Source organism: Streptomyces sp. NPDC031497, from assembly GCF_055580905.1.
Map to the genome: position 1 here is coordinate 437,606 of NZ_JBVIKO010000004.1, position 25,496 is coordinate 463,101.

The following is a 25,496-nucleotide window of genomic DNA, read 5'->3' on the forward strand; positions in this document are numbered from 1 at the left end:
CACCGCGCCTGTCGGGCCCACCACGTCTGTCGGGCCGGCTGTCGGGCCGACCACGTCTGTCGGGCCCACGGAACACGCGATGCTCGCCTTCATGGGGACCGCGGGGAACGCGGCCACCACGCAGGCGCTACGGGACGCGAAGGGGAAAGGCGTCTCCCGGCCGGCGGCGGTACGCAGCCGGCCGGTGGCGCCCGTGGCCCCCGTCGAGGAGGAACGCACCGAGCCGGGGCTCGTGCTGCCGCCGTACCTGATGGACTTCCAGGCCGCCGGGCTGTCCACGGCGTACGGGCTGACCGGGCACGAGTTCGTACGGAACGCGGTGGCCGCCGTCGTCGGACACGGCGACGGCGCGGTCGCCGACATCGGCGCCGAGCTCGCCGGGCGCCCCGAATCGTTCTACGGGCAGGGCCGCGCCTTCGCCGTCCAGGGCAGGACCGGCAAGGACTGGTTCGACGTCACCGTCAGCATCTCCCGCGCCCCCGACGACCGGCCGCCGGCCTTCCATCCCAAGGACCTGCTCGCGAACACCGTGCCGGGCCCGGACGGAGCGCCGCTCGCCGCGGTGGACGAGGCCGAGGGCAAGGACACCAAGGTCGACGTCCAGCACAACACCGCCACCACCGTCGCGACCACCGCGAGCGGCGGGGCCGGCAAGGGGCTGGGCGGCATGGCCTTCGGGCTCGCGCCCGTCGTACCGGGGCTGTGGCTGGGTGGCGCCGGCCTGGCGAACGCGCAGCCCTGGCAGTCCTCGCGGGAGTCCCGCAGCCAGCGCAACGTGGCCGAACCGCGGGTGCTGCGCAGCGAGAAGGGCTCGGTCGAGGCGCCGCGCAAGGTGCGGTACGGGGTACGGATCAAGAAGCACGGCGCCCCCGCCGAGCAGGTCTTCCACGGCTCGGGCGCCCTCACCCAGCGCGTGCCGACCGAACACCTCGTCCCGGCCGGGACCGCGACGCCCGCCGCTCCGCAGCCCCTCCAGGCCGACACCGCCCGGCGCGTCTCGCTCGCCGACTCCATGGCCCCGGTCGCGGTGACCGACAGCGCGGCCCCGCACCAGGGCGGCGGCGGGCTGTTCGACGCGGTCGCCGCCGTCCTGCACCCCTCGCTCACCGCGCCCGGCGCGCCCGGCCGCGCCCGGCTCTACGAGGCGACCTCCACGGCGACCGTCCTGGAGGACATGCCCCGGCTGCTGCGCGACGGCGTCACCGGCGAGGACCTGGCGTCCAAGGACGGCAGCAGCGTCGGCAGCTACCGCCTGCACGCCGAGATCTCCGGCATGTCGCCCGCCTGGGGCACCGGCGGGACCCAGCTGCGCACCCATCAGCAGACCCAGCACACGGTCACCGAGAGCGCGGGCAAGGGGCGTGCCGTCACCGGCGGCCTGGGCCCGGCCATCGGCGTCGGAGCGGTCGGGAACGCCGCCGTCGTGCGGGCCACGGCCATGCCGGTCGCGGCGGCCCGCAAGGCACGGTTCACGGTGGCCGAACAGACCGTGTCGAGCCGCCAGGGCGCGGAGGTGCGCGGCGACAAGGTGCTCTACCTCACGACCGTCCAGTTCACCGCGGAGGGCACGGGGCCGCGCTCGGCCGAGATGATCCTGCGCCCCGGGACCCGGGTCGCCCGGCACTCGATGCGGGTGTGGATGAGCCTGCGGGCCGACGAGGCACAGTCGCTCGGGCTGCCGCTGCCGCCCGGCACCGAGGCCAAGGAGTTCATCGAGAAGCCCAGGCGGACCGACGAGAACGGCAACGAGGTCGACGTCGAGCGGCACCTCCCCTTCGGCGCCATGGGCTCCAGCGTCACCCTCAGCCAGCTCGACACCGGCCCCATGGTCCGGGCCGTACAGGAACTGTTCGCGACCGATCCCCGGCTGGCCGGCTACCTGCCCTCCTTCGGCACGGATGCGGTGGCTTCCGCGCCGGACAAGGAGGAGGCCGCGCTCCAGCGACGCAACCACCGCGAGCTGATGGCCGCCCTGTCCGAGACCAACCTGCGGGTCAACAAGGACCAGCTGACCACGACCGGCATCCGGGTGCGGCTGCGCCGCAAGACCACCCTGCACGCGCACGACGTACAGCTCCGCGTCCGAGGGCAGCTCCGCGAGACCGGCTACCTCGGCGACACCGACAACTGGCTGGTCCGCAGCCACTCCGGTGTCACCGGCAACGCGCAGAGCGGACGCAGCAGTTCACGCTCGATCGGCGGTCTCGTGCTCGGGCAGGCCAGGATCGTCCCCGGCATCCTGACCGGCTCGGCCCGCTACGAGAGGCACCGCACCGGCACCCGCCGCAACCAGGCCGGCGCCACCACCCGCACGGACGTCCTCACCAACGGCTCCGAGAAGGCCGGCACCTTCGGGGCGACCCTGCGCCTCGACGTCGACGTCACCATGACCTCCCGGCAGCGCAAGCTCGGCCGTGCCCTCACCCCCGGCTCCCCGGGCCAGGACGCGCCGGAGGCCAGGCCGATGGCAGGGCTGCACCTGGAGGAGCAGGACGTACGGCTGGTCACCCCCACCGAGTTCACCCTCGACGAGGAGGGCAAGCGTCGGCAGGACGCGGTGCGCGACCGGCGGCGGGGGCAGACCCCGCGGCCCGACCACGCCGTCACCGCCGAGGGCATCGGCGACCTGGCCACGCTCGTGCCCCGGCCGTCCACCGGACAGGCGCTGCGGGACTGGCAGCTGGTGGAGACGGTCGGCGACGGACAGGCCGTCCGGGACCTCGCCTTCCAGCTGCTGTCCCGGGCCGCCGCCCGGAACAAGGGCGTCCGCGAGGATCCCGCGCTGGCGGCGGAGGGGCTCGCGCCGCGGCTGGCGATCGAGGAGCGGTTCGGGCCGCAGGCCATCACGGCGGCGCTGCGGCAGGCCGCGTCCGCCGGGTGGGTGGTGAAAAACCTGCGCTATCCGCGGCGGCTCGCCGCGCTGAACGGGGCGGTGGGCACCCGGCTCACGCTGGCCAACCCGAAGTTCCTGCACCGGGGCGCGGGTCCCGGCACGGAGACCTTCGTACTCGGCGGCCACCAGGCCGCAGGACAGGAGGGGCAGGGCACCACCAGCACCTGGCAGGTCGGCGCCACCGGCTCGGAGAACGGCCCCGAGTGGCGCATGGGCCAGGGCCTGTCCGGGAGCCGCACCACGAGCGAGGGCGACACCCGGTCCGCGGCGCTGTCCGGCACGGTCGAGCGCAACGCCCACACCCCGAAGAAGGCGCCGCTCTATCTGGTCCAGTGCGACCTGCTCGTCACCATGGTCGCCGAGGTCAAGGTCACCGGCGGCGGCCCCTACGTGGCGACGGCCGGCCGCACCCTGCCGGCCGAGGCGGCGGTGTGGCTGACGGAGGCGCAGCTGCCGGCCTCGATCCGCAGGCAGCTGAAGCTCGACCCCGAACCGGCGCCGATGACGGTGCCGTCGCCGTCCCGGCAGGGGCGGCGACCGGCGGAGAGCTCCCGCGCGGGCGCCGAACGCGAGGCCCGGGAAGGGACCCGGGGAGAGACCCGGGGAGAGACCCGGGAAGGGCCCCGGGGAGAGACCCGCACCACGGGTACGACGGACACGGCCGGCTCCACCACCGCCGGCTCGACCACCGCCGGCTCCACCACCGCCGCCGTGCCGCCGCGCGCCACCGGTCCGGCCTTCGCCCGTACGCTGCCCCTCGGCTTCGGCATGATCGAGAACCTGCCGAACTTCGTGCCGCTGCTGGCCCGGCTGCGCACCCGCCTCGCGGAGAGCGGACAGCAGGGCCTGGCCGACGACCTGCTGCCCCGGCGGCAACTGGCGGACCGCAACGACAACGTGCAACGGCTGCTGCGCGTCCTGGACCGCGACGGCAGCGCCGGGCTGCTCTCCGGCGCCATGGACGGCGGGGTCACCGTCGAGCTGTTCGACGGCCGCAAGACCCCGTACTGGGCGGTGTTCAAGGTCAACCGGCTCGCCGACGGCGCCCCCGACGGTGCGGCGGACGACGGCCGGGACCTGGAGTACATCACCGCGGCCGTCGCCCAGCAGGCCACCTCCCACGACGAGGGCGTGACGACCGGCGCGGAGGGGATCTTCGCCGGCTCCGGCAAACCGGAGGGCGGCGCCGGGCAGCTGAAGAGCATGGGCGGGGCGGCGGGCCTCGGCGTCGGCTCCGGCCGCTCGCGGCGCTCCGGCGCGGTCGGCCGCGGCCAGCTCGGCATGAAGACGGTCGCGGAGGCGAAGACCGCGAAGTCGTCGAAGGTGCGGGTGCCGATCGAGGCGACCCTCGAACTGCACCGCGGCGACCGCCGGCTGGCGCTGGTCTCCCTGGGCCGCCAGGCGCTGACCCACCGCGTCCTGGAGAAGGACCTGGCCGCCCTCGGCCGGCTGACCGCGCCACGCCACCAGCCGGTGGCGCCCGCTCCCGGCCCGCGGGGCGACCGCCCGGCCGCGCTGGGCGCCTGGCGCTCCGGGGGTGTGCGGCTGCCGATGGAGGCGCAGGTGAACGGCTTCCAGGGAGCCCCGCAGATACGGGAGCTGGTCAGCTCCGCGGTCGGGGAGGCGGGTGGCGGCGACCGCTTCCGGACCAAGGGCCAGGCCGCCGCGTACACCCTGAACGAGGCCGTCTCCACCGAGTGGCTGATCGCGGCGCTGCCGCTGCTGACCTCCGCCGGGGCGGAGCTGCCGCCGGTGCACGCCACCGGAGCGGCAGGCCAGGACCTGCGGGCGTCCCTGCACGCGCGGCTGCGGGACGGGCGGGTGCTGGGCGTCGGCGACAAGATGACCTTCGAGACGGTGGGGCAGAGCCACCTGGACGCGCCCCGGCCCACCCAGACGGACGGCCAGAGCTCAGCCGAGCACGGCAGGTCGGCGCGCGGCCTGGCGGGCGCGGGCCTGCTCAACGCCGACGAGTTCCGCCTGAACCAGCTGATGGGCAACGCCGGTGGCTCCGGCGGCGCGGCCGACGCGGCGGTGAACGCGTCGGGTTCGATGCCGCTGCACAAGCCCAAGTCCGCGTCGGTCCTGGTGCAGTTCACATTGGACGTGCGGGTGGTGGCGAGGGTGGGCAACCGGATGCTCCCCGGCCGTACCGGCACCGCCGTGCGGGAGCTGACGCTGCCCCGGCCGGTGGTGATCCGCATGCCGGAACCGGCGGTCCGCCGCATGCTGGCCGCCCAACCGGACCGGCTCCAGGACCCGGACGACCACCTGGGCCTGCGGAAGGCGGCCGCGGCCACGCCCTCGGACTGAGCACCGCGGCCGGCCGGGCTCACCCCTCCACGCGGATCCCCAGCTGCACGGCCAGCACCGGTGCCAGGTCCAGCAGCTGGGACGTGCTGATCACCGCGCCGGCCAGTCGCTCCACGCCTCTGGTGATGTCCAGGGACGCGGCGCCCCGCAGATCGACGTCCTTCATCGTCACCCCCGTGAGGTCGGCCCCCTTCAGGGTGCAGTCGATGAACTCCACCCGCTCCAGGACGGCGTCGCCGAAGTCCGGTTCCACCAGGACGCAGCCCTCGAAGACCACGTCTCTGAGCCTGGCCGTGCGCAGGTTGAGGTAGTCGATCTTGCCGCCGCGGATCACCACGCGCTCCAGTACGGAACCGTGCAGCTGGGTGCCGCCCAGGCGGGCGTCGACCAGTTCGACGTCGCGCAGGGTCGCGTCGGAGAGGTCGGTGCCGACGCCTCTCGGCCCCGTGAGGACCGTGTCCAGCAGGCGGGCGTGGCGCAGCCCCGTCTCGTCGAAGGCGCAGCCCGTCAGCGCGCAGTCCATGAACCGGGCGCCCGCGCCGTCCTGCCCGACGAAGTCCGCCTCCCGGAACTCCAGCCCGTCGTAGTCCCCGTCCGGCTCCAGGCCGCCGCCGCTCCAGGGTTCCAGCTCGGGCAGCCGCACCTCCGGCCGCCGCGCGCCCTTCACCTTGCCACCGCCGGACCCACCGGCCGCTGTCCTCACCATGCCCCCATCTTGCAACCCGCCACTGACAACGGAAGGCGGCCCCGGGACCGGCCGGGCCTTGACCTCAAGCGCACATCGCCGTCCCCGCCGCACAGCGCGGCCCGTTCGCGGCGCTGCCGGTGGCGGCGGAGCCCGAGGCAGGGCGCCCCTGCGGAGACCCCGGTGGCGGAGCCGGTCAGCTGAGCAGCCGGCGGGCGATCTCCAGCTGCTCCTCGCCGGGCCGCCCGCCGGCCTCGATCGTCCAGACCGCGTTCTGCAGGACCCGGCCCAGTGTCCAGGCACGGGCCCGGTCCCGGTCGAGCCCGAGGACATCCGTCATGGCGTCGAAGCGCCGGCGCACCTCCCCGGCGTCGAAGCGGTTCCACAGCGCCGGGAAGAGCTCGAAGCCGGGGTCGCCCACGAGCGGTTTGGGGTCGATGGCGAGCCAGGGCGCCCGGTCGGAGGCGAGCACGTTCTCGAAGTGGAGGTCCCAGTGGAGCAGGCGGTCACCGGGTTCACCGGCCACCTCGCGCAGCGCCGCCGCGCAGTCCCTGAGCAGCCGGCGTTCGGCCGGGTCGGGGTGGCGGGGCAGTGCCGCCGCGGCCCGTTCCGCCAGCCCTTTCGCGATGTCGCCGAGGTGCCGCAGCCCCGCCGGGGGCTCGGCGGCCGTCAGCCGGGCCAGCAGCCGGGCGACGACCAGGGTCGCCTCGCGGGCGTCCGGCAGATCCGCGAGGTGCCGTCCCGCGTCGAGCCGTTCGAGCAGCAGGGTGCCGGTCTCGTCGTCGGCGTCGAGGAGCCGGACCGCCCCGTCCCCGCCCCAGGCCCGCAGCGCGAGCGGCTCTCCCGCGGTCTCCTCGTCGACGTCCTGGAGCTTCAGCACGGCCCGTGCGCCGTCGGCGGCCCGCAACACCGGCAGGACCAGCGCGCAGCGGCCGTACATCGAGGGCCCGTCGAGCCGCAGCCCCCAGTGGTCCAGGAACCGCTCGGCCCGCCCGGGCAGCGCGGCGACGAAGGCGCGGCCCGCCGCGCCTTCGTACCGGGCGATCAGCTCATCCGGAATGTCAATCACCCACACGACGTTACGGCCATGCATAAATCGCCTCATGCGAATTTTCCGGGACCTCGGCAGCAGGGTGTGGGCGTACGTCCGCAGCGCTCCCGGCACGTACGTCTGGCTGGCGATTCTCTTCGTGACGACCGTCGCGCTGCACCACATGTCACCCGAGTTCGAGCAGCAGTTCCTGCGGCAGCGGTCCACCAACATCCGTGAGCTGTCGGACAACCCGGTGCGGGTACTGGTCGCCAGTGCGATGTGGATCGAGGGCGGCCACTGGGTGCCGTACGCCTTCCTGTACACCGTCTTCCACGCGCCGGCGGAACGCTGGCTGGGGACGGCGCGGTGGCTGGTGGTGTGCGTGGCCGCGCACGTGCTGGCCACCCTGATCAGCGAGGGTGCGCTGCTGAAGGGGATCCATGACGGCATCGCCCCGTACACCGCGGTCAACACCCTGGACATCGGGGTGAGTTACGCGCTGGCCGGGGTGATGGCGGTGCTCGCGTACCGGATCGCGACGCCCTGGCGGTACGCGTACGTCGCGGTCGTCCTGCTCGTCTACGGGCTGCCGCTGACCGAGTCGCCCACCTTCACCGACCTCGGGCACTTCGTCGCCACGCTGATCGGTCTGGCCTGCTATCCGCTGGTCAGGGGCCGTGGAAAAGCATGGAATCCGAAGGAGACACTGGCCGCCCTCAGGAGTTAACGTCCGGCCATGAGCAGCTCGGCAAGCAGTGTCGTCAACGGCGGCATCTCCTTCTGGTACGCGAACGACGGCCTCCCGGCGGTACGGGAGCCGCTCGACGGGGACGCCACCGCGGATGTGGTGATCGTGGGCGGCGGGTACACGGGACTGTGGACCGCGTACTACCTGAAGAAGGCCGCCCCCTTCCTGCGGATCACGGTCCTGGAGCAGAAGTTCTGCGGCTACGGAGCCTCCGGCCGCAACGGCGGCTGGCTCTACAACGGCATCGCCGGCCGCGACCGGTACGCCGCGCTGCACGGCCACCAGGCCGCCGTGCGTCTCCAGAAGGCCATGAACGAGACGGTCGACGAGGTCCTCGCGGTCGCGGCGGCGGAGGACATCGACGCCGATCTGCACCGGGGCGGGGTGCTGGAAGTGGCCACCACCCCGGCCCAGCTGGCCCGTCTCAGGGCCTTCCACGAGCACGAGCTGTCGTACGGCGAGAAGGACCGCGAGCTGTACGGCGCGGGGGAGACCCGGGAGCGGATCCGGATCGCCGACGCGGTCGGCTCGACCTGGACCCCGCACGGCGCCCGGCTGCACCCGGTGAAGCTGGTGAAGGGGCTGGTGGCGGCCGTTGAGGGACTGGGGGTGCGGATCCACGAGTCGACCCCGGTGACCGAGATCAGGCCCAGGCACGCCGTGACCCCGTACGGCACGGTCCGCGCCTCCTACGTCCTGCGCTGCACCGAGGGCTTCACCGCGAACCTCAAGGGGCAGCGGCGCACCTGGCTGCCGATGAACTCCTCGATGATCGCCACCGAGCCGCTCACCGAGGAACAGTGGGAGTCGGTGGGATGGCGCGGGCTGGAGACCCTCGGCGACATGGCGCACGCCTACATGTACGCCCAGCGCACGGCCGACGGCCGGATCGCGCTCGGCGGCCGTGGGGTGCCGTACCGGTTCGGGTCCCGGACGGACAACGACGGGCGGACACAGCAGGCGACGATCGAGGCGTTGCGCGAGATTCTCGTGCGGTTCTTCCCGAACCTGGCGGGGGTGGGGATCGAGCACGCCTGGTCCGGGGTGCTCGGGGTGCCGCGTGACTGGTGCGCGACCGTCACCCTGGACCGTGCGACGGGGCTCGGCTGGGCGGGCGGGTACGTCGGCTCCGGTGTCGCCACCACCAACCTCGCGGGCCGGACGCTGCGGGACCTCGTCCAGCTCGACTCCGGGCAGGGCGGGCGCACCGGGCTGACCGAGCTGCCGTGGGTGAACCACAAGGTCCGCAAGTGGGAGCCGGAGCCCTTCCGGTGGCTCGGCGTGCAGGGCATGTACGCCACCTACCGCGCCGCCGACCAGCGCGAACGGCTCCGCCCGAGCGCCGAGTCGTCCCGGCTGGCCCGGGTCGCGGACCGGGTGGCGGGACGGCACTGACGCGCCGGCGGGCGCGGGCGACCCTGGAAACCCTGGAAACCCCTTGAGGCTGTGTCACACCTGTGTGCGACCATCGCCCCAACATTCGTATTCCAGGGGGGAATTGATGGCGCACCCCGTGCCCGACTCCGGTTTCGGTCCGTCGGCGAGACCCGGGCGGCTCACCGCCGTGACGGTCCTCGTCGTATCGCTGCTCACCTCGCTGCTCACGCTCACCGGCGCCGGGTCCGCCCGCGCCGACGACCCGGTGTGCGCGCCACTGGCCCTCGCGCCCTTCGGCGACCCCGGGGACGCCGTCGGCAGGGCGACCGTCCCGGCCCAGGAGACGGCCTGCTTCACCGTGACGGCCCCGGAGGCGGGCCTGTACATGGTGTCGCTGAAGGACAGCCACCACGAGGCGTACACCCAGCTGTCCGCCGCGGACGGCACCCCGGTGGACTGCTACGACGAGGAGTACTCCGAGCAGGGCCGCTGCCAGGTGCCCGCGGCCGGCACCTACACCCTCACGGTCGTCAACAGCGGCTGGGTGGACCCGGAGGACGCCCAGGTCACCGTCGTTCCGCTCGGCTCGGCCACGCCGGGCTGCTTCGAGGCCGCCGGCACCGACTGGGACCAGCCGCTCACCACGCGCACCAGCGTGAGCCCGATCGAGGTCGACTGCCAGGGCATCGACGCCCGGCCCGGCGACCGCATCCGGCTCACCGCCGTCACCAGGGTCTACGGCGACGCGACCGCGTGGCTCACCGACGCGACCGGCACCCGGATCTGCCCGCACTTCCCGGAGGACGGCGAGACCAGCTGTGTGCTGCCCGGCGGCGGCCCCTACCGGGTGATCTCCCAGGTGGCCTCCACGGACGGCGGCTTCCCGGCCGACTACACGGTCACCGCCCGCCGCCTGAACGACCCCCAGGGCTGCACCACCACCTCCGTGCGCCCCTACGGCGCCCTGGACCCGCAGGACCTCACCGTCGGCGGCTGCTACACCTTCACCACCGACAAGGCCGGTCTGTACACCGTCCACTACGTGAACGAGGACCGCGCCACCGGCCCGGTCCAGGTCTACGGCACGGACGGCAAGACCGTGTGCCGCCCTGGCACCGACCCGTGCCGGGTGCCCGCGGCCGGCACCTACACCGCGATCCCCGAGGGCTCCGCCCGCCAGGGCGTGGTCGTCCTCGACCGCGCCTCCGACGTGGGCTGCACGGCGACCGGATACGGCCCGCACCAGGGTGAGCTGAGCACGCCCGGCCAGTACGACTGCCTGACCCTGCCCGCCCCGCAGAACGCCCGGATCGCCGTCCTCAGGCCGCTGGCCTCCTCCGGTGTCGAGGCCGACCTGGAGGTCCTCGACCGGGACGGCACCGCCCAGTGCACCGCGCAGGAGATCTCGGACGGCAACTGCGCGGTCACCGGCACCGCGCCCTACCGGACGCTGGTGCACACCGAGAACCAGGCCGAGGGCGCGACCGGCCCCTACGCCCTCGCCCTGTACCGCACCGACGCCGCGGGTGACTGCCCCGTCCTGCCCGCCGGCAGCTTCACCGCCGACGGTGCCAAGGCCACCTTCGCCACCGGCGACGGCGTGTTCTCCCGGTGCCTGAGCATCCCGGCGGACGCCCACACCGGCACCGAGCTGTTCCAGCTGACCGCGACCTCCGGCGCCGTACCGGCGAGGTTCTCGGTGCTGGACGCCACCGGCAAGAAGGTCTGCGACCACATCCCCGCCACCAGCGGCTGGACGGTGTGCTCGCTCACCCCGGGCAAGGCCCACACCGTGCTGGTCACCGGCCGCGACCAGGCGGCCGTCTACTCCCTGACCCGCCGGGACGTCACCGCCACCGCCGCCTCGGCGGGCTGCACGAGGACCGCGGCTGCCAAGGTCGGCGGCCCCTCGGTGAAGGGCACGGCCGGCGCCGCCGGCACCGTCGACTGCGTCCAGGTCACCACCCCGGCCGCCACCGACGTCCTCCACGTCAACGTGCGGGACGCGCTGGGCACGGCGAACATCGCGGTGCTCGGCGGTGACGGCAAGGTCGAGTGCTCCTACCGCAACAGCTCCTGCGCGGTCACCGGTTCCACCACCCACCAGGTGCTCGTCCAGACCCCGGCCGACCTCAAGGCCGCCCCCGAGTACCACCTGGACGCCCTGCGCATCGCGACCGCCGACGGCCCCGCACCCGAGTGCACCAGGGTCCCGTCCGTGTCCTACGGGTACGGCCCGGTCACCGGCACCCTCGACGAGGCGCACAGCGCCGTCTGCGCGGTCTTGCCGACCGCCGGTCTCGACCGCTTCTCGGCCGACATCAAGGACACCACCGGCGCGATCGCCAAGGCCGTACCGGCGCTGTACAACACGACGTCCTGGCGCAACGGCTGCACCCGCTACCTCGGTGAGGACGGCGAGGGCTACGACTGCGCCACGCTCGGCTCGTCCACGGCGCTCACCCCGACCGTGTTCCTGCTCGGCCTCCCCGAGACCGCGTCAGGCACCGCCTACAGCGCCCGGCTGGCCTGCTCCTCCACCCTGTGCGGCACCGACAAGGTGAGCGTCACGGGGATCAGCCCGGCCACCGGGGTCAGCGGCACGAAGGTCAAGGTCACGGTCACCGGTACGGCCCTCGGCCCGAACACGGAGGTGCGGCTGAGCCTCGCCGGCAAGACCGTCTCCGCGAAGGCCGACTCGGTCGCCGCCGACAACCGCTCCGTGACGGTCACCCTGGACCTGACGGGCGCGGCGGCCGGCACCTGGAACACCAGCGTGTTCACCACGTGCTGCGAGTACCCGCTCGGCTCCTTCACGGTGACGCAGCCCCAGCTGACCGGCACGGCCGCACCGAAGATCACCGGCACGGCCAAGGTCGCCGCCAAGGTCACGGCCACGACCGGGAGTTGGTCGGCGGCACCGTCGTCCTACCGGTACCAGTGGAACGCCGACGGCAAGGCGATCTCCGGCGCGACCGCCGCTGCGTTCACCGTCCCGGCGGCCCTGCTCGGCAAGAAGCTCACGGTGACCGTGACGGCCGTCAAGAGCGGCTGGGTGAGCGGGTCGGCGACCTCCGCCGCGGTGACGGTCGCGAAGGGGGACGCGCCGAAGGCGACCAAGCAGCCGACGGTCAGCGGCACGGCCAGGGTCGGGAAGAAGCTGACGGCGGCGCACGGCACCTGGAGTCCGGCGGCGACCTCGTACGCGTACCAGTGGTACGCGAACGGCAAGGCGATCAGCGGGGCCACCAAGTCCACGCTGACCCTGAAGTCGGCCCAGAAGGGCAAGAAGATCACCGTGAAGGTCACGGCCCGCCGCACGGGCCACAAGGACGGCACGGCGACCAGCAAGGCGACGAAGACGGTCACCGCCTGACCTGACAGGTCACACCCGCCGGGCCTGGAGATGCGCCCCACCACCCCACCGCACACGTGGGAAAGGGACCGCCCAGGCCCGGACGGCCAGGAGAGACCAGGTGAGGCATGTCGCGGTCCTCGTCTCAGATGCCGGGGTCCAGTTCTTGTTCGGCCCACACAGTTTTGCCACCGCGCGTCAGACACCTGGCTCCGTGGCGCCGGCAGAGCTGCGCGACGATGTAGAGGCCGCGGCCGCCTTCGTCGCTGGGGCACGCGTGGCGCAGCCGGGGGAGGGTGTCGCTGCTGTCGGAGACTTCGCAGGTCAGGACCTGGTGCCGGATCAGGCGGAGGCGGATCGGGCCGGTGGCGTGGCGGACGGCGTTGGTGACCAGTTCGCTGATGATCAGCTGGGTGGGCGCCTCCAGACGTTCCAATCCCCACTGGGCCAGTCGTCGGGTGACCAAGGTGCGGGCGTGGCGGACGACGGCCGGGTCGCTGGGCAGTTCCCAGCACACGGTCTGGCTCGGGCTCAGCGAATGGGTCCGCGCGACGAGCAGGGTGACGTCGTCGCACGGTGACTGAGTCGGCATGGTCTCGATCACCGAGGAGCAGAGGTCTTCCAGGGAACGGCCGGGATGTGCCAGGGCGCCGCCCAGGTGCTTCATGCCTGCGTCGATGTCGTGGTCGCGGGTCTCGATCAGGCCGTCGGTGTAGAGGGCGAGCCGGCTTCCCTCGGGCAGTTCCAGCTCGACGGCTTCGAAAGAGACCCCCAACCCGACGCCGAGCGGTGTTCCAGAGGGCAGGTCGGGGAAGGTGACCTTGCCGTGCGGGTCGATGATCGCGGGCGGGGGGTGCCCGGCCCGTGCCATGGTGCACTTCCGGGTGACGGGGTCGTAGACGACATACAGGCAGGTGGCACCGGTGACGCGGGTCGGGTCCTGGGAGTCGGCGTCTTCTTCGGCCATTCGCCGGACCGTGTCGTCGAGGTGGGCCAGTAGCTCGTCGGGGGGCAGGTCGAGGTCCGCGAGCGTGTGTACCGCGGTGCGGAGCCGGCCCATGGTCGCCGCGGCGTTGATGCCATGTCCCACCACATCGCCCACGACGAGCGCCGTCCGGGCGCCGGACAGCGGGATGACGTCGAACCAGTCGCCGCCGACGCCGTTGTCCGCATCGGCCGGCAGATAGCGCGAGGCCGTCTCGATGGCCGTGCTCTCCACCAAGCGCTGTGGGAGCAGGTTGCGTTGCAGGGTGAGGGCCGCGCTGCGTTCCCGTGCGAACCGGCGAGCGTTGTCCAGGGAAAGCGCCGTCCGGCTGACGAGTTCCTCGGCGAGGAGCAGGTCGTCCTCCTGGAACGGCATGAGTTCCTCGGTGCGGATGAACACCGCCATACCGAGGAAGGCGTGCCGCGTACGGATGGGGACGACCATCAGCGAGTGCATACCGCTCTCACGCATGGTCCGTGCCCGGTCGGGGTCTCGGTCGAACCAGGTGCCGGCAGAGCCGTCCAGGACCGGTTCCAGATGGGGGCGGCCGGAAGACAGAACCTTGGTGAAGGGCGAGTTCGGTGGCAGGGCGACCAGCTCACCGCGGGCCCACGGGGACTCAGGGACCCCACGGTGGATCGAGGCCAAGCCCGCGCGCCTGAGGACGCGGCAGCGGTCGTCCGACGGGCCGATGCGGGCGAAAGGTGCTTCGCCGAACTGGATCGACTCGGCCAGGTCGACGTTGACGTAGTCGGCCAGCAGGGGTACAGCAAGGTCCGCCAGCTCCTGACCCACCTGCATCACGTCCAGACTGTTGCCTATGCACATGCTGGCCTCGCTGAGGATGGCCAGGCGCTCGCGCGCCCGCCGGCTGACGGTGACGTCCACACTCATGCAGCACACCCCCATGGCCCGCCCGTCGGCGCCCTGCAGGCAGAAGTACGAGGCCGCGATCGCGTGCTCACGGAGCGGATCCGCCGCCGGCCACGCCCGGTACTCATGGACCACGGTGATGCCGCTGTCCAGGACCTGTCGCATGACCCCGTCGAGCCTTTCGGCTTCGATGCCGGGCAGCGCCTGCGGGAGACTGCGTCCCAGCCGTTCATCGGGAGGAATGCCGTCCTGCCGCTCCATCGCGTCGTTGGTCCAGGCACAGCGCAGGTCCCGGTCGTGAACCACGACGCCGATCGGCGTACGGGTGAGAAGTGAGTCCCGTACCCAACCGGTGGTCGCCACCAGGGAGAGCGAAGCGATGTCGGTACCGGAGATGAGCCAATGGATTTCTCGGTCCTGCCCCCACAGCAGCGAGAACTGCAGGCTCGCTTTGAGGGTACGGCCGTCGCGGTGGCGGACGGTCGCGGTGCCGGACCAGCCACCCCGGGCAAGGCACTCCTCGGTTGACGCCCAGTCCAGGAGTGTCTGACGGGTAAGGGGCAGGATCGTGGAGACGGCCTGGCCGACCACTTCCGCGGCCGCGTAACCGACAAGCCGCTGCGCCGTACTCGTCCATCCCACCACCGTCCCCTCGGCGTCGATCATCGCGATGGCGGCGTCGGGCGCCTCTCGGGGGGCCAGTCGCTCACAGAGGTTGCCCTGAAGCATCTCGGTCACCGGGTTTCTCCCCATCACGTGGATTTCCAAGGAACGCGCCGAAGACAGCGGGACGATCGTTCCCGCACCGGCCGACGCTGATATGGGACGCCGCCGCTCCACACCGTCCGCGGGATCGGAGTGGCGCCGTCCGGACCGCGACAGCAGGAACGAGCGTAGAAGTGGAAAGCGGGACAGGCGCCAGCCACGAGTCACCATCTTCTGGCCGCGGTTTGTGCCAGGGAAACAAATAGCTCACCGCTCGGCGCCGCCGAATCACCCGGGTGCGGAAATGGATACCTTGTAACCTTCAGAGCATGGGCATGGACAGTCCGGAAGCCACACGGGAACTGTCCGTGAGTGCGGCAAACATAGAGTCACGCCTCACGGAGATCTCCCATGACGTATGGGAACACTTGCTCAATGAAATCCCGCAGGTCAGCGGGGATGACGCCGTCGAAGGGATCCTGCTGGCGAGCGTCAAGGAAAATGTTGCCACTTTGCTGCACATCTTTGAGAATGACATCCCTCTGGAAAATCTTGAGGGTCTTGCCGCGGCCAATGAGCATGCCAGGAGGCTGGCTCAGAGGAATATCCCTGCCAGCGCATTGATCCGGGCCTACAGGATCGGGCACTGGCGTTTCCTGCAATGGTGCCTGGACGAGCTTGCCCGCCGGGACGTCGGCGACGTCGTCTCCGCCGACGTAAACCGGCGCATGCTGGAAGTGAGTTTCGGTTACATCGACAGCATCACCGAGCATGTCATCGAGGTGTACCACCTGGAGCAAGAACACTGGATGCTGAGCCAGAACGCCACGCGTGCCGCGCGTGTGCGGGAGATCCTGGCCGAGAAAGAGGCAGACCTAGACTCGGCGGAAGCCGCTCTCGGTTACCGCCTGCGACAGCATCACCTCGGACTGGTGTCCTGGTTGCCGGCGCTGACCGGTGACGGCGCCGGACTGGTCCGGCTCGACCGGCTCACCCACGAGATCGCCGAAGAACTCGACTGTCCTGCCAGGCCGCTGTTCGTACCCCGGGACGAAGGAGTGGCCTGGGCTTGGCTGCCCTTCGGTTCACACGGCGAGGTCCCCTTGGAACGGCTGTCCGGCGTGGTCGAAGGCGGCGAACCCTCCGTGCAGGTGTGCGCCGGAAGCGTGCAGTACGGGGTCGAGGGGTTCCGCAGCACGAACAGGGAGGCGCTCCGCGCACAGGAGCTTGCCACGGCGGCGAGTCCCGGCCGCCGGTTCACCGCGTACTCCCAGGTCGCTCCCATCGCGTTGATGTGCAAGAACCTCCCGGATCTGCGCACCTGGGTGGGGCGAGTCCTCGGGCCGCTGGCCGTCGACGACGAGCAGTGCGCACGGTTGCGGGAGACCCTGCACGACTTCCTGATGACCGGATGTAATTACACCGCCACGGCGAACAACGAAATCCTGCACAAGAACACTGTGCATTACCGCATCCGCAAGGCCGAGGAGATCATGGGCCACTCGGTCCAGGCAGGACGTACTGATCTCGAGGTCGCCCTGCTCGCCGTCCGGTACCTCGGCTCCACGGTCATACAGCCGCCCGGAGGCGGCACGGAGGTACGCCGGCGCGGTGGGAGTCCTCGGCGTCGCCGCTGAGGGCGTCGAGTTCACGGACACCGGCCGTCGTCGACGGCATCCGCGGCGCCCGCCCCGGTCAGGACGAAGAGGCGCTGTGCGCGCCGCGTGCCACTCCCCTCCCAGGGCGAGGTCGTGAGGACGTGGGCGCCCTCATGCGCGTCGGATGACCAGCACGGCCACGTCGTCGAGGTGGTCCACCACGACCGCGGCGTCAAGGATGCGGTCGGCGGTCTCCTCGGCGTTCAGTCCGTCGTGGAGGGCCATGCCGGCCAGTGTTCCGGCTCGCTCCAGTCCGGCGTCCAACGTGAGGCCCGGTCCTTCGACCACGCCGTCGGTGACCATGATCAGCGTGCTGTCCTTGTCCAGGGTGAAGGTCTCCTCGCGGTACTCGGTGTCGGGCATGACTCCCAGGACCGGCCCGCCCGGCAGCTCGTGGATGCTGTGGCTGCCGTCCTTGCGCGCGCACAGCAACGGCACGTGGCCGGCGCTGGCGCCGGTGACCAGTCCTTTGTCCGGGTCGATATGCAGCAAGGTGCAGCTGGCGAATCGTGTCGCGCCCATCGTGACGAGCAGGTCGTTGGCGCGCGTCAGTACGGTCGCGGGATCCGGTTCGTGGGCGGCGATCGTGCGCATGGAGGCGCGTATCTGCCCCATGGCTGCGGCGGCGTCCACGTCGTGCCCTTGGGCGTCGCCGATCTCCAGGGCGATCGCGCCGTCGGGCATGACGAAGACGTCGTACCAGTCTCCGCCGATGTCCAGCCCGTCCCGGCTGGGTCGGTAGCGGGCGGAGACCTCCAGGCCCGGGAGGTGCCCGGGCAGTGTGGGAAGCATGGTCCGCTGCAGTGCCGTGGCCAGCTCGACCCGTGCCTGTTGCAACCTGATGCGCCTCAGTGCCTGGCCTGCCAGGTCGGCCAGCGTGCCCATGAGGGTCCGCTCGTCCAAGGAAGGCTGGTATCCGCTGCCGTAGGTCACCAGCCACGCCCCGAGCGGCTGGTTACCGGCCTCGCTGAGGGGGGTGATCGAGGTGGCGTAATCGGAGCCGAGTCGGCCGAGCCGCGGAAATTCTGCCCCGTGTGGCCAGCGGCGGATGTAATCCTCCCGGTCGAGGATGAGCTGCGGCTTGCCGGTGCGGATCGCCTCGGGCAAGGCGCTTGGATGCTCCAGCGGCAGGCCGTGCAGGACGTCGACTTCCCACATGGCTATCCCGGCATCGGTGGTGACGCGCAGGCGGCCTTCGTCGACGAGTGCGAGCAGGGCACCGCTGGCGCCGAAGGTGGCGGCGAGCCGGGTCAGGACGATCTGCTGCAGCTCCTGCTCCGTGGCTGCGGTGATCAAGGCGGAGGAGAAGTCGGCGATGTCTTTGGCGCGCTGTCGCTCGGCAGTCAGTGCGGCCTGCGCCTTCTCCTTGCGCTTCTCCTGCTTGGTGTCGTCGCGGAGTATTCCGAAGATCCGCTCGGGGCCGCCATATCCCAACTGGATCCGACGGGTCTGGGCGGCCAGTTGGTGCCAGCCCTCGCGCTCGGGGAGGTACCGCACCCTCACCCAAGGGGACTTCTGGGCGGATGCCGAGCGCAGGAGCTTCCGCAAGGCCTCCCGGTCGTCAGGGTGCACTGCCGATATCAGTCTGGAAAGCGACACGGTGAGGTCGGGAAAGAGCGCGACCAGGGCGGGTGCGCCACCGAGCCACTCCAGGCGGTGGTCCTCGGGTGAATACATCCACAGGCCGAGGTGGGCGGCCGTGGTGGCCAGCCGGAACGGGATCAGCAGGCTGGCCAGGTCGTTTCGCGCGTCCAGTGCGTGCACCCAGACCAGCTGCTCGTCACTTGCGGGATCCTTCACCTGCCGCGCCTCGATCAAGGAGGCAACGGGTACTCCGCCTCGCCCGGGGAAGTCCAGCACCCGCATCGCGACCGCCTTCGTCTCGGCGGCGTGAGCCACGAGGCTCTCGGCCGACATCCGCTGGCTTGCGGGCCACAGATCACGGAAGTCACGTCCCAGGCACTGCTCCGCCGACCTGCCCAGCGCGGTGACCATCGCAGTGTTGAGGCTGCGCATGACACCGTCCAGCGTCAGAAGAGCCGCAGGGTCAGCCCCTCGAAGGAGTTCGTCCGAGGCGTCCATCTGTGACCCCCTGGCAAATGCCGGAACAACCTCTTCAGCCACTTCCATGCATTTTGTCATGAGATGCAAACAAAGGTCATGTCCGACCGCCGGCGACGAGTGACGACGACAGGGCCCCACCGGACAGGCGCCGGCCACCGAGCGCCGGCGTCTCAAGCCGTTTCTTGACATGGCAATCGCCCGCGCGAAGATCCGGTATCACCCACAACGGTCCGGCCTCGATGACCGGCCTGGCGAGGCGCGCCGGCGTGGCACGGAGTCGCATTCGTCAACGGCACCGCAGTACCGGTATCCAGCGATGGGAAGGAGTACCGGTACTCAGCGACCACCGCGACGGGTCAAGAGACCGGCGGCTCGGAGAAGTAAGGGAAGTGGTCGAGGAGCGGACCGTGCTCAAGTCCCGAGGAGAAGTCCTGGTTCACGATCATCTTGATGATGTTGGAGGCGCCGTCCTCCCTCACGCCCCTGCCGTTACGCATGTCGCACCAGGGGTCCCAGAGGGCGACGGAGCCCGGTGCGAACGTGAGGACGTTCGGGAGCAGCATGTCCGCCGCCCACGCACCGTAAGCCAGCGCGGTGGGGAATCCGTGGGGGCCCTTGTCGTACGCTCCGCCGGCCTCGACGACTGCCGCGATGTTGTCCCTGACCTGACCCCAGATCCCCGAGGCGGCCTGGGTCGCGGGGTGGGCGGGCCTGCCCACCAGGTCGTCCGTGGGGACGGATGCGTTGTAGTCGACGTGTGCCGGGCCGCCGGCGAAGTCGAAGAAGGTGGTCATGTTGGGCTCCGCGGCGCGCTGGACCTGGACCCAGGTGCGGTGCCCCGTGTCGAAGTACGCGGTGGTCGCCCAGAAGTGCACCCGGCCGCTGCCCGTGATTTCGACGGGCACCTCGAGCACGAAGGATCTGACGCTGGTGTTCGCGAAATCGTCGTGGGCGGGACGCAACGCGTCGTAGTCGGGGAAAGTGCCGGCCGCCAGTGCCTCGGCCGTCGCCACGGGAAAAGGGATGAAGTTGTAAAACGGATCCCGGCGTTGCCCGGCGAAGAGCTTGATGCCGTGGCGGCATTCGACGACCTCCCCGACGGGGGCGTCGGGGGGTGTGATGATCGCGCCCGAGGCGGTGCGGTCGGTGGCCGCGGCACCGGTGAGCTGCTCCACCTGTACGTACTGCGTGCCGTCGGAGCCGATCGGGAAAGTGGCCCGATACGTGATGTCCTCGACATGATCGCCGTTGGTGTCGATCCTGAGCTCGTAGAGGCCGGAGGGGTTCCAGGGCTTGCCGTACGTCGGCGAGGTGTTCATCCCGAAGACCGTGCGGGGGCCATGGCGGTCGCCCGCACCGGCGAAGCAGTAGGCGTCGGTGATGTCCAGCGTTTCGTCTTCCGGGTAGTCGAAATGGTGGGACATGGTGCTCCTAGCGGATCCGGGCGTTGCGGGAGTACGGATTGCGGGACAGCAGCTGCGGCGCGGGCGTGCAGAACCAGTTTTGGTACGGAGTCTCGTTCGTGCCGCCGAACTCGCCGTAGATCACAGGAACGGGAGTTCGCGGGCATCCCAGATCACGCGATCGGCCCTCCCGCTCGCGTGGTGGAGCTCGTACCAGCCTTCGGCGAACCCGCTCAGGAACGCGATACGGATGGGGGCCCGAGGAATGTCTTACTCATGGAACTCCTTGGCGGCGTGTGCGCAAGGCCACCGCGGCAGCGTCCTCGGCTGCCCGGCGTAAATAGGCAACCGGTCGCCTAATTGACGTTAAGCGGCCGGGTTCGCCCACGTCAAAGGGCCGTTCTGTCTGATGCGGAGACGTCCACCGCCACTACCTGCGGTGGAAGCCTGCACCTATCAGAAGAGAGAAAGGCCGTCCTGGCGAGCGCAGTGCGGCGGGCACCACGGTGAACGGGAAGGCACCACAACCAGAGGCCCTGCGCAGAGGCGGAGACGGACCATAAAGGAACCCCGGTCGAGATCATCACCACGATCCCTGAGGGAGTACGCGCGCCGCCTGGCCGGACCGTGAGCAGAGGAATTCCTTGCACGGCGCCTCGTCCCATGGCCTGGTCGGCCGTGCTCGGCAGGTCCGGCAGATCGCGGATCTCGGAGGCGACGACACCCCTGTCCGCGCGACGGAAACCCTATCAAACCTGTCGTTTCTGCCGCTGACGTGGTGACGGACCGTCACCGTACGTTCGTCGTGCGCCGGGAGCCCGGCAGTTCGTGAGCGAGGAGTGGTCACATGAAGGTCGGTCTGTTGGTACGCATCGAGGCGAAGCCGGAGTACGCCGACGAGGTGGAGGCGCTGCTGCGCGGCGCGCAGGAGTTGGCCGAGCAGGAGCAGGGCACGGTGACGTGGTTCTCGTTCCGGGAGAACGCCACCACCTTCGGGGTGTTCGACACCTTCGAGGACGAGCAGGGACGCCAGGCACACCTGACGGGCCGGATCGCCGACGCACTGGGCGAGGCCGCACAGACGAAGCTCAGCGCACCCCCGGTGGTCGCCCCGGTGGACCTGCTGGGAACCAAGGTCTCCTGATCGACGCGGACGCCACATCCACACCCGCGAACAGCAGTTGAACAGTCAAGGGAAGTAGTGGGAACCATGAACGCTGTCTACACCGCGGTCGTCACCGCCAACGGCCGGGACGGCCGCGCCACCAGCACCGACGGACACCTCGATGTCCGCCTCGCGTTTCCGCCGGTACTCGGCGGCGACGGCCAGGGCACCAATCCCGAACAGCTCTTCGCGGCCGGCTACGCGGCCTGCTTCACCAGCACCCTCGGCGCGGTCGGCCGGGAAGCCAGGATCCGCACCGGTGACATCTCGGTGACCGCGGAGATCAGCCTCGCCAAGGACGACACGGACGGCGGCTTCGCGATCGCCGCGGTGCTGCGCGTCAAGCTGCCCGAACACCTGCGGAACGAGACCGGCCGCAAGCTGGTCGAACAGGCACACGCGGGGTGCCCGTACTCCAAGGCCACCCGCGGGAACATCCCGGTCGAACTCATCGTGGAATAGCGGCCCGCCCGGTACACGACACCAATCAGCCGCTGCACCGGACCCACTTCCGGATCGCAGGCCACGGGGCCCGGCACAAACCGACGGTGCCGGGCTCCAGTTCGCGGCGGCATCCTGCCGTCGCCCAGTAGAGGAGATTGATTTGACCAGCGCACAACCGTCGCCGGCCCGCTCGGCGGAGGCTCAGGACTATGAGCGCATGATGGGCATGGTCACGGGCTTCTGGGTCACCCAGACGGTTCGGGCTGCCGCGTTGTACAACCTCGCGGACCACCTCGCGGCCGGAGCCGACACCGCCGAAGCGATCGCCGAAGCGGAGTCCACCGATCCCGATGCGACCCGCCGCCTGCTGCGCACCTGCGCGTCCCTGGGCCTGATGACCTCCGAGGACGGGCATCACTTCACCGGCACGTCGCTGCTGAGCACGCTGCGGCACGACGACCCCCACTCGCTGCGGCATTTCGCCATCTCCCAGTCCGCACCGGGCCATTGGCAGCCGTGGGGCAGGTTCCCCGATGCCGTCCGTACGGGTCGGCACCAGGTGACCGCGGCCCATGGGGAGGAGAACATCTTCGACTACTTCTCCAAGCACCTCGACGAAGCATCTTCGTTCACCGAGTCGATGAGCAACCTGTCACGCGCCTCCGCCCTCGACATCGCCGCCGTGCTGGACACCAAGGGCGTCACCCTCGCCCTGGACATAGGCGGAGCCGGTGGTGACGTCATCCTGGCCATGATGAAGGCCAACCCCGAACTCGACGGCGGGGTCTTCGACCTGCCCCACATCGTCCCCGCCGCCGCGGAAGCGGCCAAGGCCGAGGGACTGGAGGGGCGCTTCACCGCCGTCGGCGGAGACTTCTTCGATTCGGTTCCGGCCGCGGACCTCTACGTACTCAAATACATCCTCCATGACTGGGACGACGCGAGCTGCGTCCGCATCCTTCGGAACTGCCGGGCATCGCTGGCCGACGGCGGCCGCATCGCCGTGGTCGACCACCTGGTCGGCGAGGCCGGAGAGCCTGGGCTGGCCCCTCTGATGGATATGAACATGCTCGACATGACAGGCGGCAGGGAACGCCAGATCACCGAATTCGACTCCCTGTTCACCGCGGCCGGCCTGCGGCGGGTCAAGGTGAGTGCGGCCGGGGCGTTCGCCGTCATCGAAGCCGAGCCCACACCCTGACTTCATCTCCGTCCTCGTCCGGGAGGCGGCCCTCGGCAGTGTCCGGCGGCTCCTCCCGGACGGTGCGGTAGTGGTCGTGGAATGTGCGGTTCAGGAACATCGCAAAGGACAGAGTTCCCGCCATGCAAGTAGCAGTCGTCGTCTATGACGGGGTCTTCGACTCCGGGCTCGCAGCGATCCTCGACGTACTGAGCAACGCCAACGCGCTGGGCGGCCAGATCCACCGACCGCCGACCTGGGACGTGACCATGGTCGGCGCCGCCTCGTCCGTGCGGACCGGGGCCGGGCTCCTCGCGGCGCCCAGACCACTTGCGCACGCGGAGACGACGGACCTGCTGGTCGTACCGGCGCCGGCGGAGAGCGATCCTTCGGCGCTGCTCGACCATGTCGGCGGCGACGAGTCCCGGCCCGTCCGCGACCTGATCGCCCGAACCCGTGCCCGCGGTACGACCATCGCCTCCGCGTGCGCGGGCACCTTTCTCCTGGCCGAGGCGGGAGTGCTGGACGGACTTCGCGCCACGACCACCTGGTGGCTGTCGCCGGCATTCCGCAACAGGTATCCCAAGGTCCACCTGGATCACAGCCAGATGGTCATCGGCAGCGAGGGCATCACCACAGCCGGCGCGGCCTTCGGTCACGTCGACCTCGCACTGGCGATCGTCCGGGCCGGCAGCCCCGCGCTCGCCGACATCGTCGCCCGCTACCTCGTGACCGACGAACGCCCGTCACAGGCGGCGTACACCATCCCCAGCGCTCTGGCCCAGAGCGATCCCACCGTCGCCGCCTTCGAACTCTGGACCCGCGAGCATCTGGCCGGACCCGTCAGCATTCCCGAAGCGGCCAAAGCCATCGGTGTCAGCGAGCGGACCCTGCAGCGCGCGGTGCAGCGCACCGTCGGGACATCTCCCATCCGGTTCGTCCAGGACCTGAGAATCGAACGCGCCTGTCACCTGCTGCGCTCCACCGACATGTCCCTGGAGACCATCTCCCGGAAAGTCGGCTACGAACACCCCAACACCCTGCGGGTACTCCTGCGCGAACGTACCGGCAAGACCACATCAGCCCTGCGCAGCAGGTGATTCCTTTCCGGGTCATGTCTCGCGCCGCCGCCTCGGCCGATCCCCGTCCGCCTGCTCGGGGACATGCGCGGCTGATCGCGTCCCCGAGCGCGACGCCCGAGACCACTCCCGGTTTCCGGAAGATGTGGCGGCCTGCGGAACTCCGAGTCATGGTCGTCCTCGGTCACCAGGGCGTCGCGCCGCGCGGCCGAGTCGAGAGGGGCGCGGCGGCGCAACGACCTCAGGACGGCACCGGTGGGGAGCCGGCGGGCCAACGCGACGACAGCCACGTCCGGGCCGGAGTGTGCCGACCAACTCCTCGACACGGATTCCCTCGGCGTCGACAAGCATCACGACGGCCCTGAGGCCGGGACGGAGAAGGGCCGCCCATCGCCTTTCACGCCTGAGGTGATGTTCAGGTATTGGCACCTCGTGCTGTCACCTGCCAGCGGTCGATCACCTCGCGGTCCCGGACGACCAGCAGCTGATCGGCGAGATTCACCGGCGTGCACACGTGGTTGGGGACGACAGCGGCCAACGATCCGAGGCGTGGCCTTTGCACCCCTTCCGGAAGCCGGACCACGGCGTGGTGCTCCCACAACTCGGTAATGGTTCCCTGTGGGAACTGGGGCAGGTAGCCGTGGCCCGTCACCCAGGACGACCGGTCGGAGCCGAGGACCTTGCTGCCGACATCGAGCACAAAGCGGTCCGGGGAGGGAACGCTGATCACCGTCGCCGCGGCGACCAGCGCGAGATCCCCCACCCCGCAGGTGCCGATGGCCAGCTGGGTAGCGTCGTTGAAGACGTAGACACCGGGCCGCAACTCGTTCACCGCGCCCGGCCGCCACTGCCCCACCGTCGGAGTCGACCCGCCACTGATCACACGGACGCCGAGCCCAAGGTCCCGCAGCGTCTGTGCGGCCTCGCCCAGCGTGCGCTCCTCGTCTCGTGCGGCCCGCTCGCGTGCCCGAGTGTCATGACCGTAGCCGTGCCCCGGGAACGTGAACACACCGACAACATCCAGACCCGCGTCGGCGGCCACCTTCCCGACCTCACCAGCAGCGTGCGGCTGCACTCCCGTCCGGCGGCTCCCGCTGTCGACCTCGACGAGCACCTCGACCGCCCGGGCGCTGCCACGCACGGCGTTACCCAGCCGGTGCGCGCCTTCGACCGACTCCACGCCGACTCTCAGGGCAACGTCGTCCGCCAACCGGCGCAGCCGCCGCGCCTTGTCGGCATCGAGCCACAGGGGGTAGGCGATGAACAGGTCGTCCACGCCGGACCGGGCGAATGCCTCGGCCTCGCCGATCGTGGCCACCGACAGCCCGCGCGCGCCGGACCGAAGCTGACGCTCCGCGATCTGCGCGCACTTGTGGCTCTTGGCGTGCGGACGCAAGGCGAACCCTTGGGCCCGCGAAGCCTCAGCCATCCGCGAGATGTTCCTGTCCAGCACATCCGGATCGACCACGAGCGCCGGGGTAGCCAGCCCATCGGGCAGCGGTATCGCCATCTCCTGCCTCCCACCGTGGAACATGA

At 70.8% G+C, this 25,496-nt stretch carries 15 protein-coding genes; 9 read left to right on the forward strand and 6 right to left on the reverse strand.

Annotation, left to right across the window (positions count from 1 at the left end):
• Positions 1-91: 91 nt before the first annotated feature.
• Positions 92-5,206, forward strand: a complete 5,115-nt coding sequence (locus tag ACZ5K7_RS10645; RefSeq protein ID WP_468912438.1) for a hypothetical protein — start codon at positions 92-94, stop codon at positions 5,204-5,206.
• Positions 5,207-5,225: 19 nt separating this feature from the next.
• On the opposite strand, the gene ACZ5K7_RS10650 is transcribed toward ACZ5K7_RS10645, so the two are convergent.
• A complete protein-coding gene (locus ACZ5K7_RS10650) occupies positions 5,226-5,912 on the reverse strand; it encodes a pentapeptide repeat-containing protein (RefSeq protein WP_468912440.1) in 687 nt (228 codons plus the stop codon).
• Positions 5,913-6,087: 175 nt separating this feature from the next.
• Positions 6,088-6,984: an aminoglycoside phosphotransferase family protein gene (locus ACZ5K7_RS10655; RefSeq protein WP_468912442.1), complete on the reverse strand. Its 897-nt coding sequence runs from the start codon at positions 6,982-6,984 to the stop codon at positions 6,088-6,090.
• A 10-nt stretch (positions 6,985-6,994) separates the two neighbouring features.
• Between ACZ5K7_RS10655 and ACZ5K7_RS10660 the strand changes: the two genes are divergently transcribed.
• The 3 genes from ACZ5K7_RS10660 to ACZ5K7_RS10670 all read left to right on the forward strand — a co-directional run bounded on the left by ACZ5K7_RS10660 (position 6,995) and on the right by ACZ5K7_RS10670 (position 12,425).
• Positions 6,995-7,651, forward strand: a complete 657-nt coding sequence (locus tag ACZ5K7_RS10660; protein WP_468912444.1) for a rhomboid-like protein — start codon at positions 6,995-6,997, stop codon at positions 7,649-7,651.
• Positions 7,652-7,660: 9 nt separating this feature from the next.
• On the forward strand, positions 7,661-9,067 hold the full coding sequence (locus ACZ5K7_RS10665) for an NAD(P)/FAD-dependent oxidoreductase (protein WP_450972009.1): 1,407 nt from the start codon (positions 7,661-7,663) through the stop codon (positions 9,065-9,067).
• A 106-nt stretch (positions 9,068-9,173) separates the two neighbouring features.
• Positions 9,174-12,425, forward strand: coding sequence for a Tat pathway signal protein (locus ACZ5K7_RS10670; protein WP_468912447.1), 3,252 nt, complete (start codon positions 9,174-9,176; stop codon positions 12,423-12,425).
• 124 nt (positions 12,426-12,549) lie between these two features.
• On the opposite strand, the gene ACZ5K7_RS10675 is transcribed toward ACZ5K7_RS10670, so the two are convergent.
• Complete coding sequence (locus ACZ5K7_RS10675; protein ID WP_468912611.1) at positions 12,550-14,991, reverse strand: SpoIIE family protein phosphatase; 2,442 nt, start codon at positions 14,989-14,991, stop codon at positions 12,550-12,552.
• A gap of 305 nt (positions 14,992-15,296) precedes the next feature.
• Here ACZ5K7_RS10675 and ACZ5K7_RS10680 point away from each other — a divergent pair, with 305 nt between their 5' ends.
• The gene (locus tag ACZ5K7_RS10680) at positions 15,297-16,604 is read left to right on the forward strand and encodes a PucR family transcriptional regulator (protein WP_468912449.1); all 1,308 of its coding nucleotides are present in this window, start codon (positions 15,297-15,299) and stop codon (positions 16,602-16,604) included.
• Positions 16,605-16,736: 132 nt separating this feature from the next.
• Here the strand turns inward: ACZ5K7_RS10680 and ACZ5K7_RS10685 are convergent, their stop codons facing one another.
• Positions 16,737-18,878 (reverse strand): SpoIIE family protein phosphatase, encoded by a 2,142-nt coding sequence (locus ACZ5K7_RS10685; RefSeq protein ID WP_468912451.1) that lies wholly within the window; start codon positions 18,876-18,878, stop codon positions 16,737-16,739.
• Between the two features lie 167 nt (positions 18,879-19,045).
• On the reverse strand, positions 19,046-20,113 hold the full coding sequence (locus ACZ5K7_RS10690; protein WP_468912453.1) for a DUF4331 family protein: 1,068 nt from the start codon (positions 20,111-20,113) through the stop codon (positions 19,046-19,048).
• Between the two features lie 826 nt (positions 20,114-20,939).
• On the opposite strand from ACZ5K7_RS10690, the gene ACZ5K7_RS10695 reads away from it, so the two are divergent.
• The 4 genes from ACZ5K7_RS10695 to ACZ5K7_RS10710 all read left to right on the forward strand — a co-directional run bounded on the left by ACZ5K7_RS10695 (position 20,940) and on the right by ACZ5K7_RS10710 (position 23,981).
• A complete protein-coding gene (locus tag ACZ5K7_RS10695) occupies positions 20,940-21,236 on the forward strand; it encodes a putative quinol monooxygenase (protein WP_351709164.1) in 297 nt (98 codons plus the stop codon).
• Between the two features lie 66 nt (positions 21,237-21,302).
• Positions 21,303-21,719 (forward strand): organic hydroperoxide resistance protein, encoded by a 417-nt coding sequence (locus tag ACZ5K7_RS10700; protein ID WP_351709161.1) that lies wholly within the window; start codon positions 21,303-21,305, stop codon positions 21,717-21,719.
• Between the two features lie 142 nt (positions 21,720-21,861).
• Positions 21,862-22,902, forward strand: a complete 1,041-nt coding sequence (locus ACZ5K7_RS10705; protein WP_468912456.1) for a methyltransferase — start codon at positions 21,862-21,864, stop codon at positions 22,900-22,902.
• 122 nt (positions 22,903-23,024) lie between these two features.
• Positions 23,025-23,981, forward strand: a complete 957-nt coding sequence (locus ACZ5K7_RS10710; RefSeq protein ID WP_468912458.1) for a GlxA family transcriptional regulator — start codon at positions 23,025-23,027, stop codon at positions 23,979-23,981.
• A gap of 394 nt (positions 23,982-24,375) precedes the next feature.
• On the opposite strand, the gene ACZ5K7_RS10715 is transcribed toward ACZ5K7_RS10710, so the two are convergent.
• Positions 24,376-25,470 (reverse strand): alanine racemase, encoded by a 1,095-nt coding sequence (locus tag ACZ5K7_RS10715; RefSeq protein ID WP_468912460.1) that lies wholly within the window; start codon positions 25,468-25,470, stop codon positions 24,376-24,378.
• Positions 25,471-25,496: the final 26 nt, after the last annotated feature.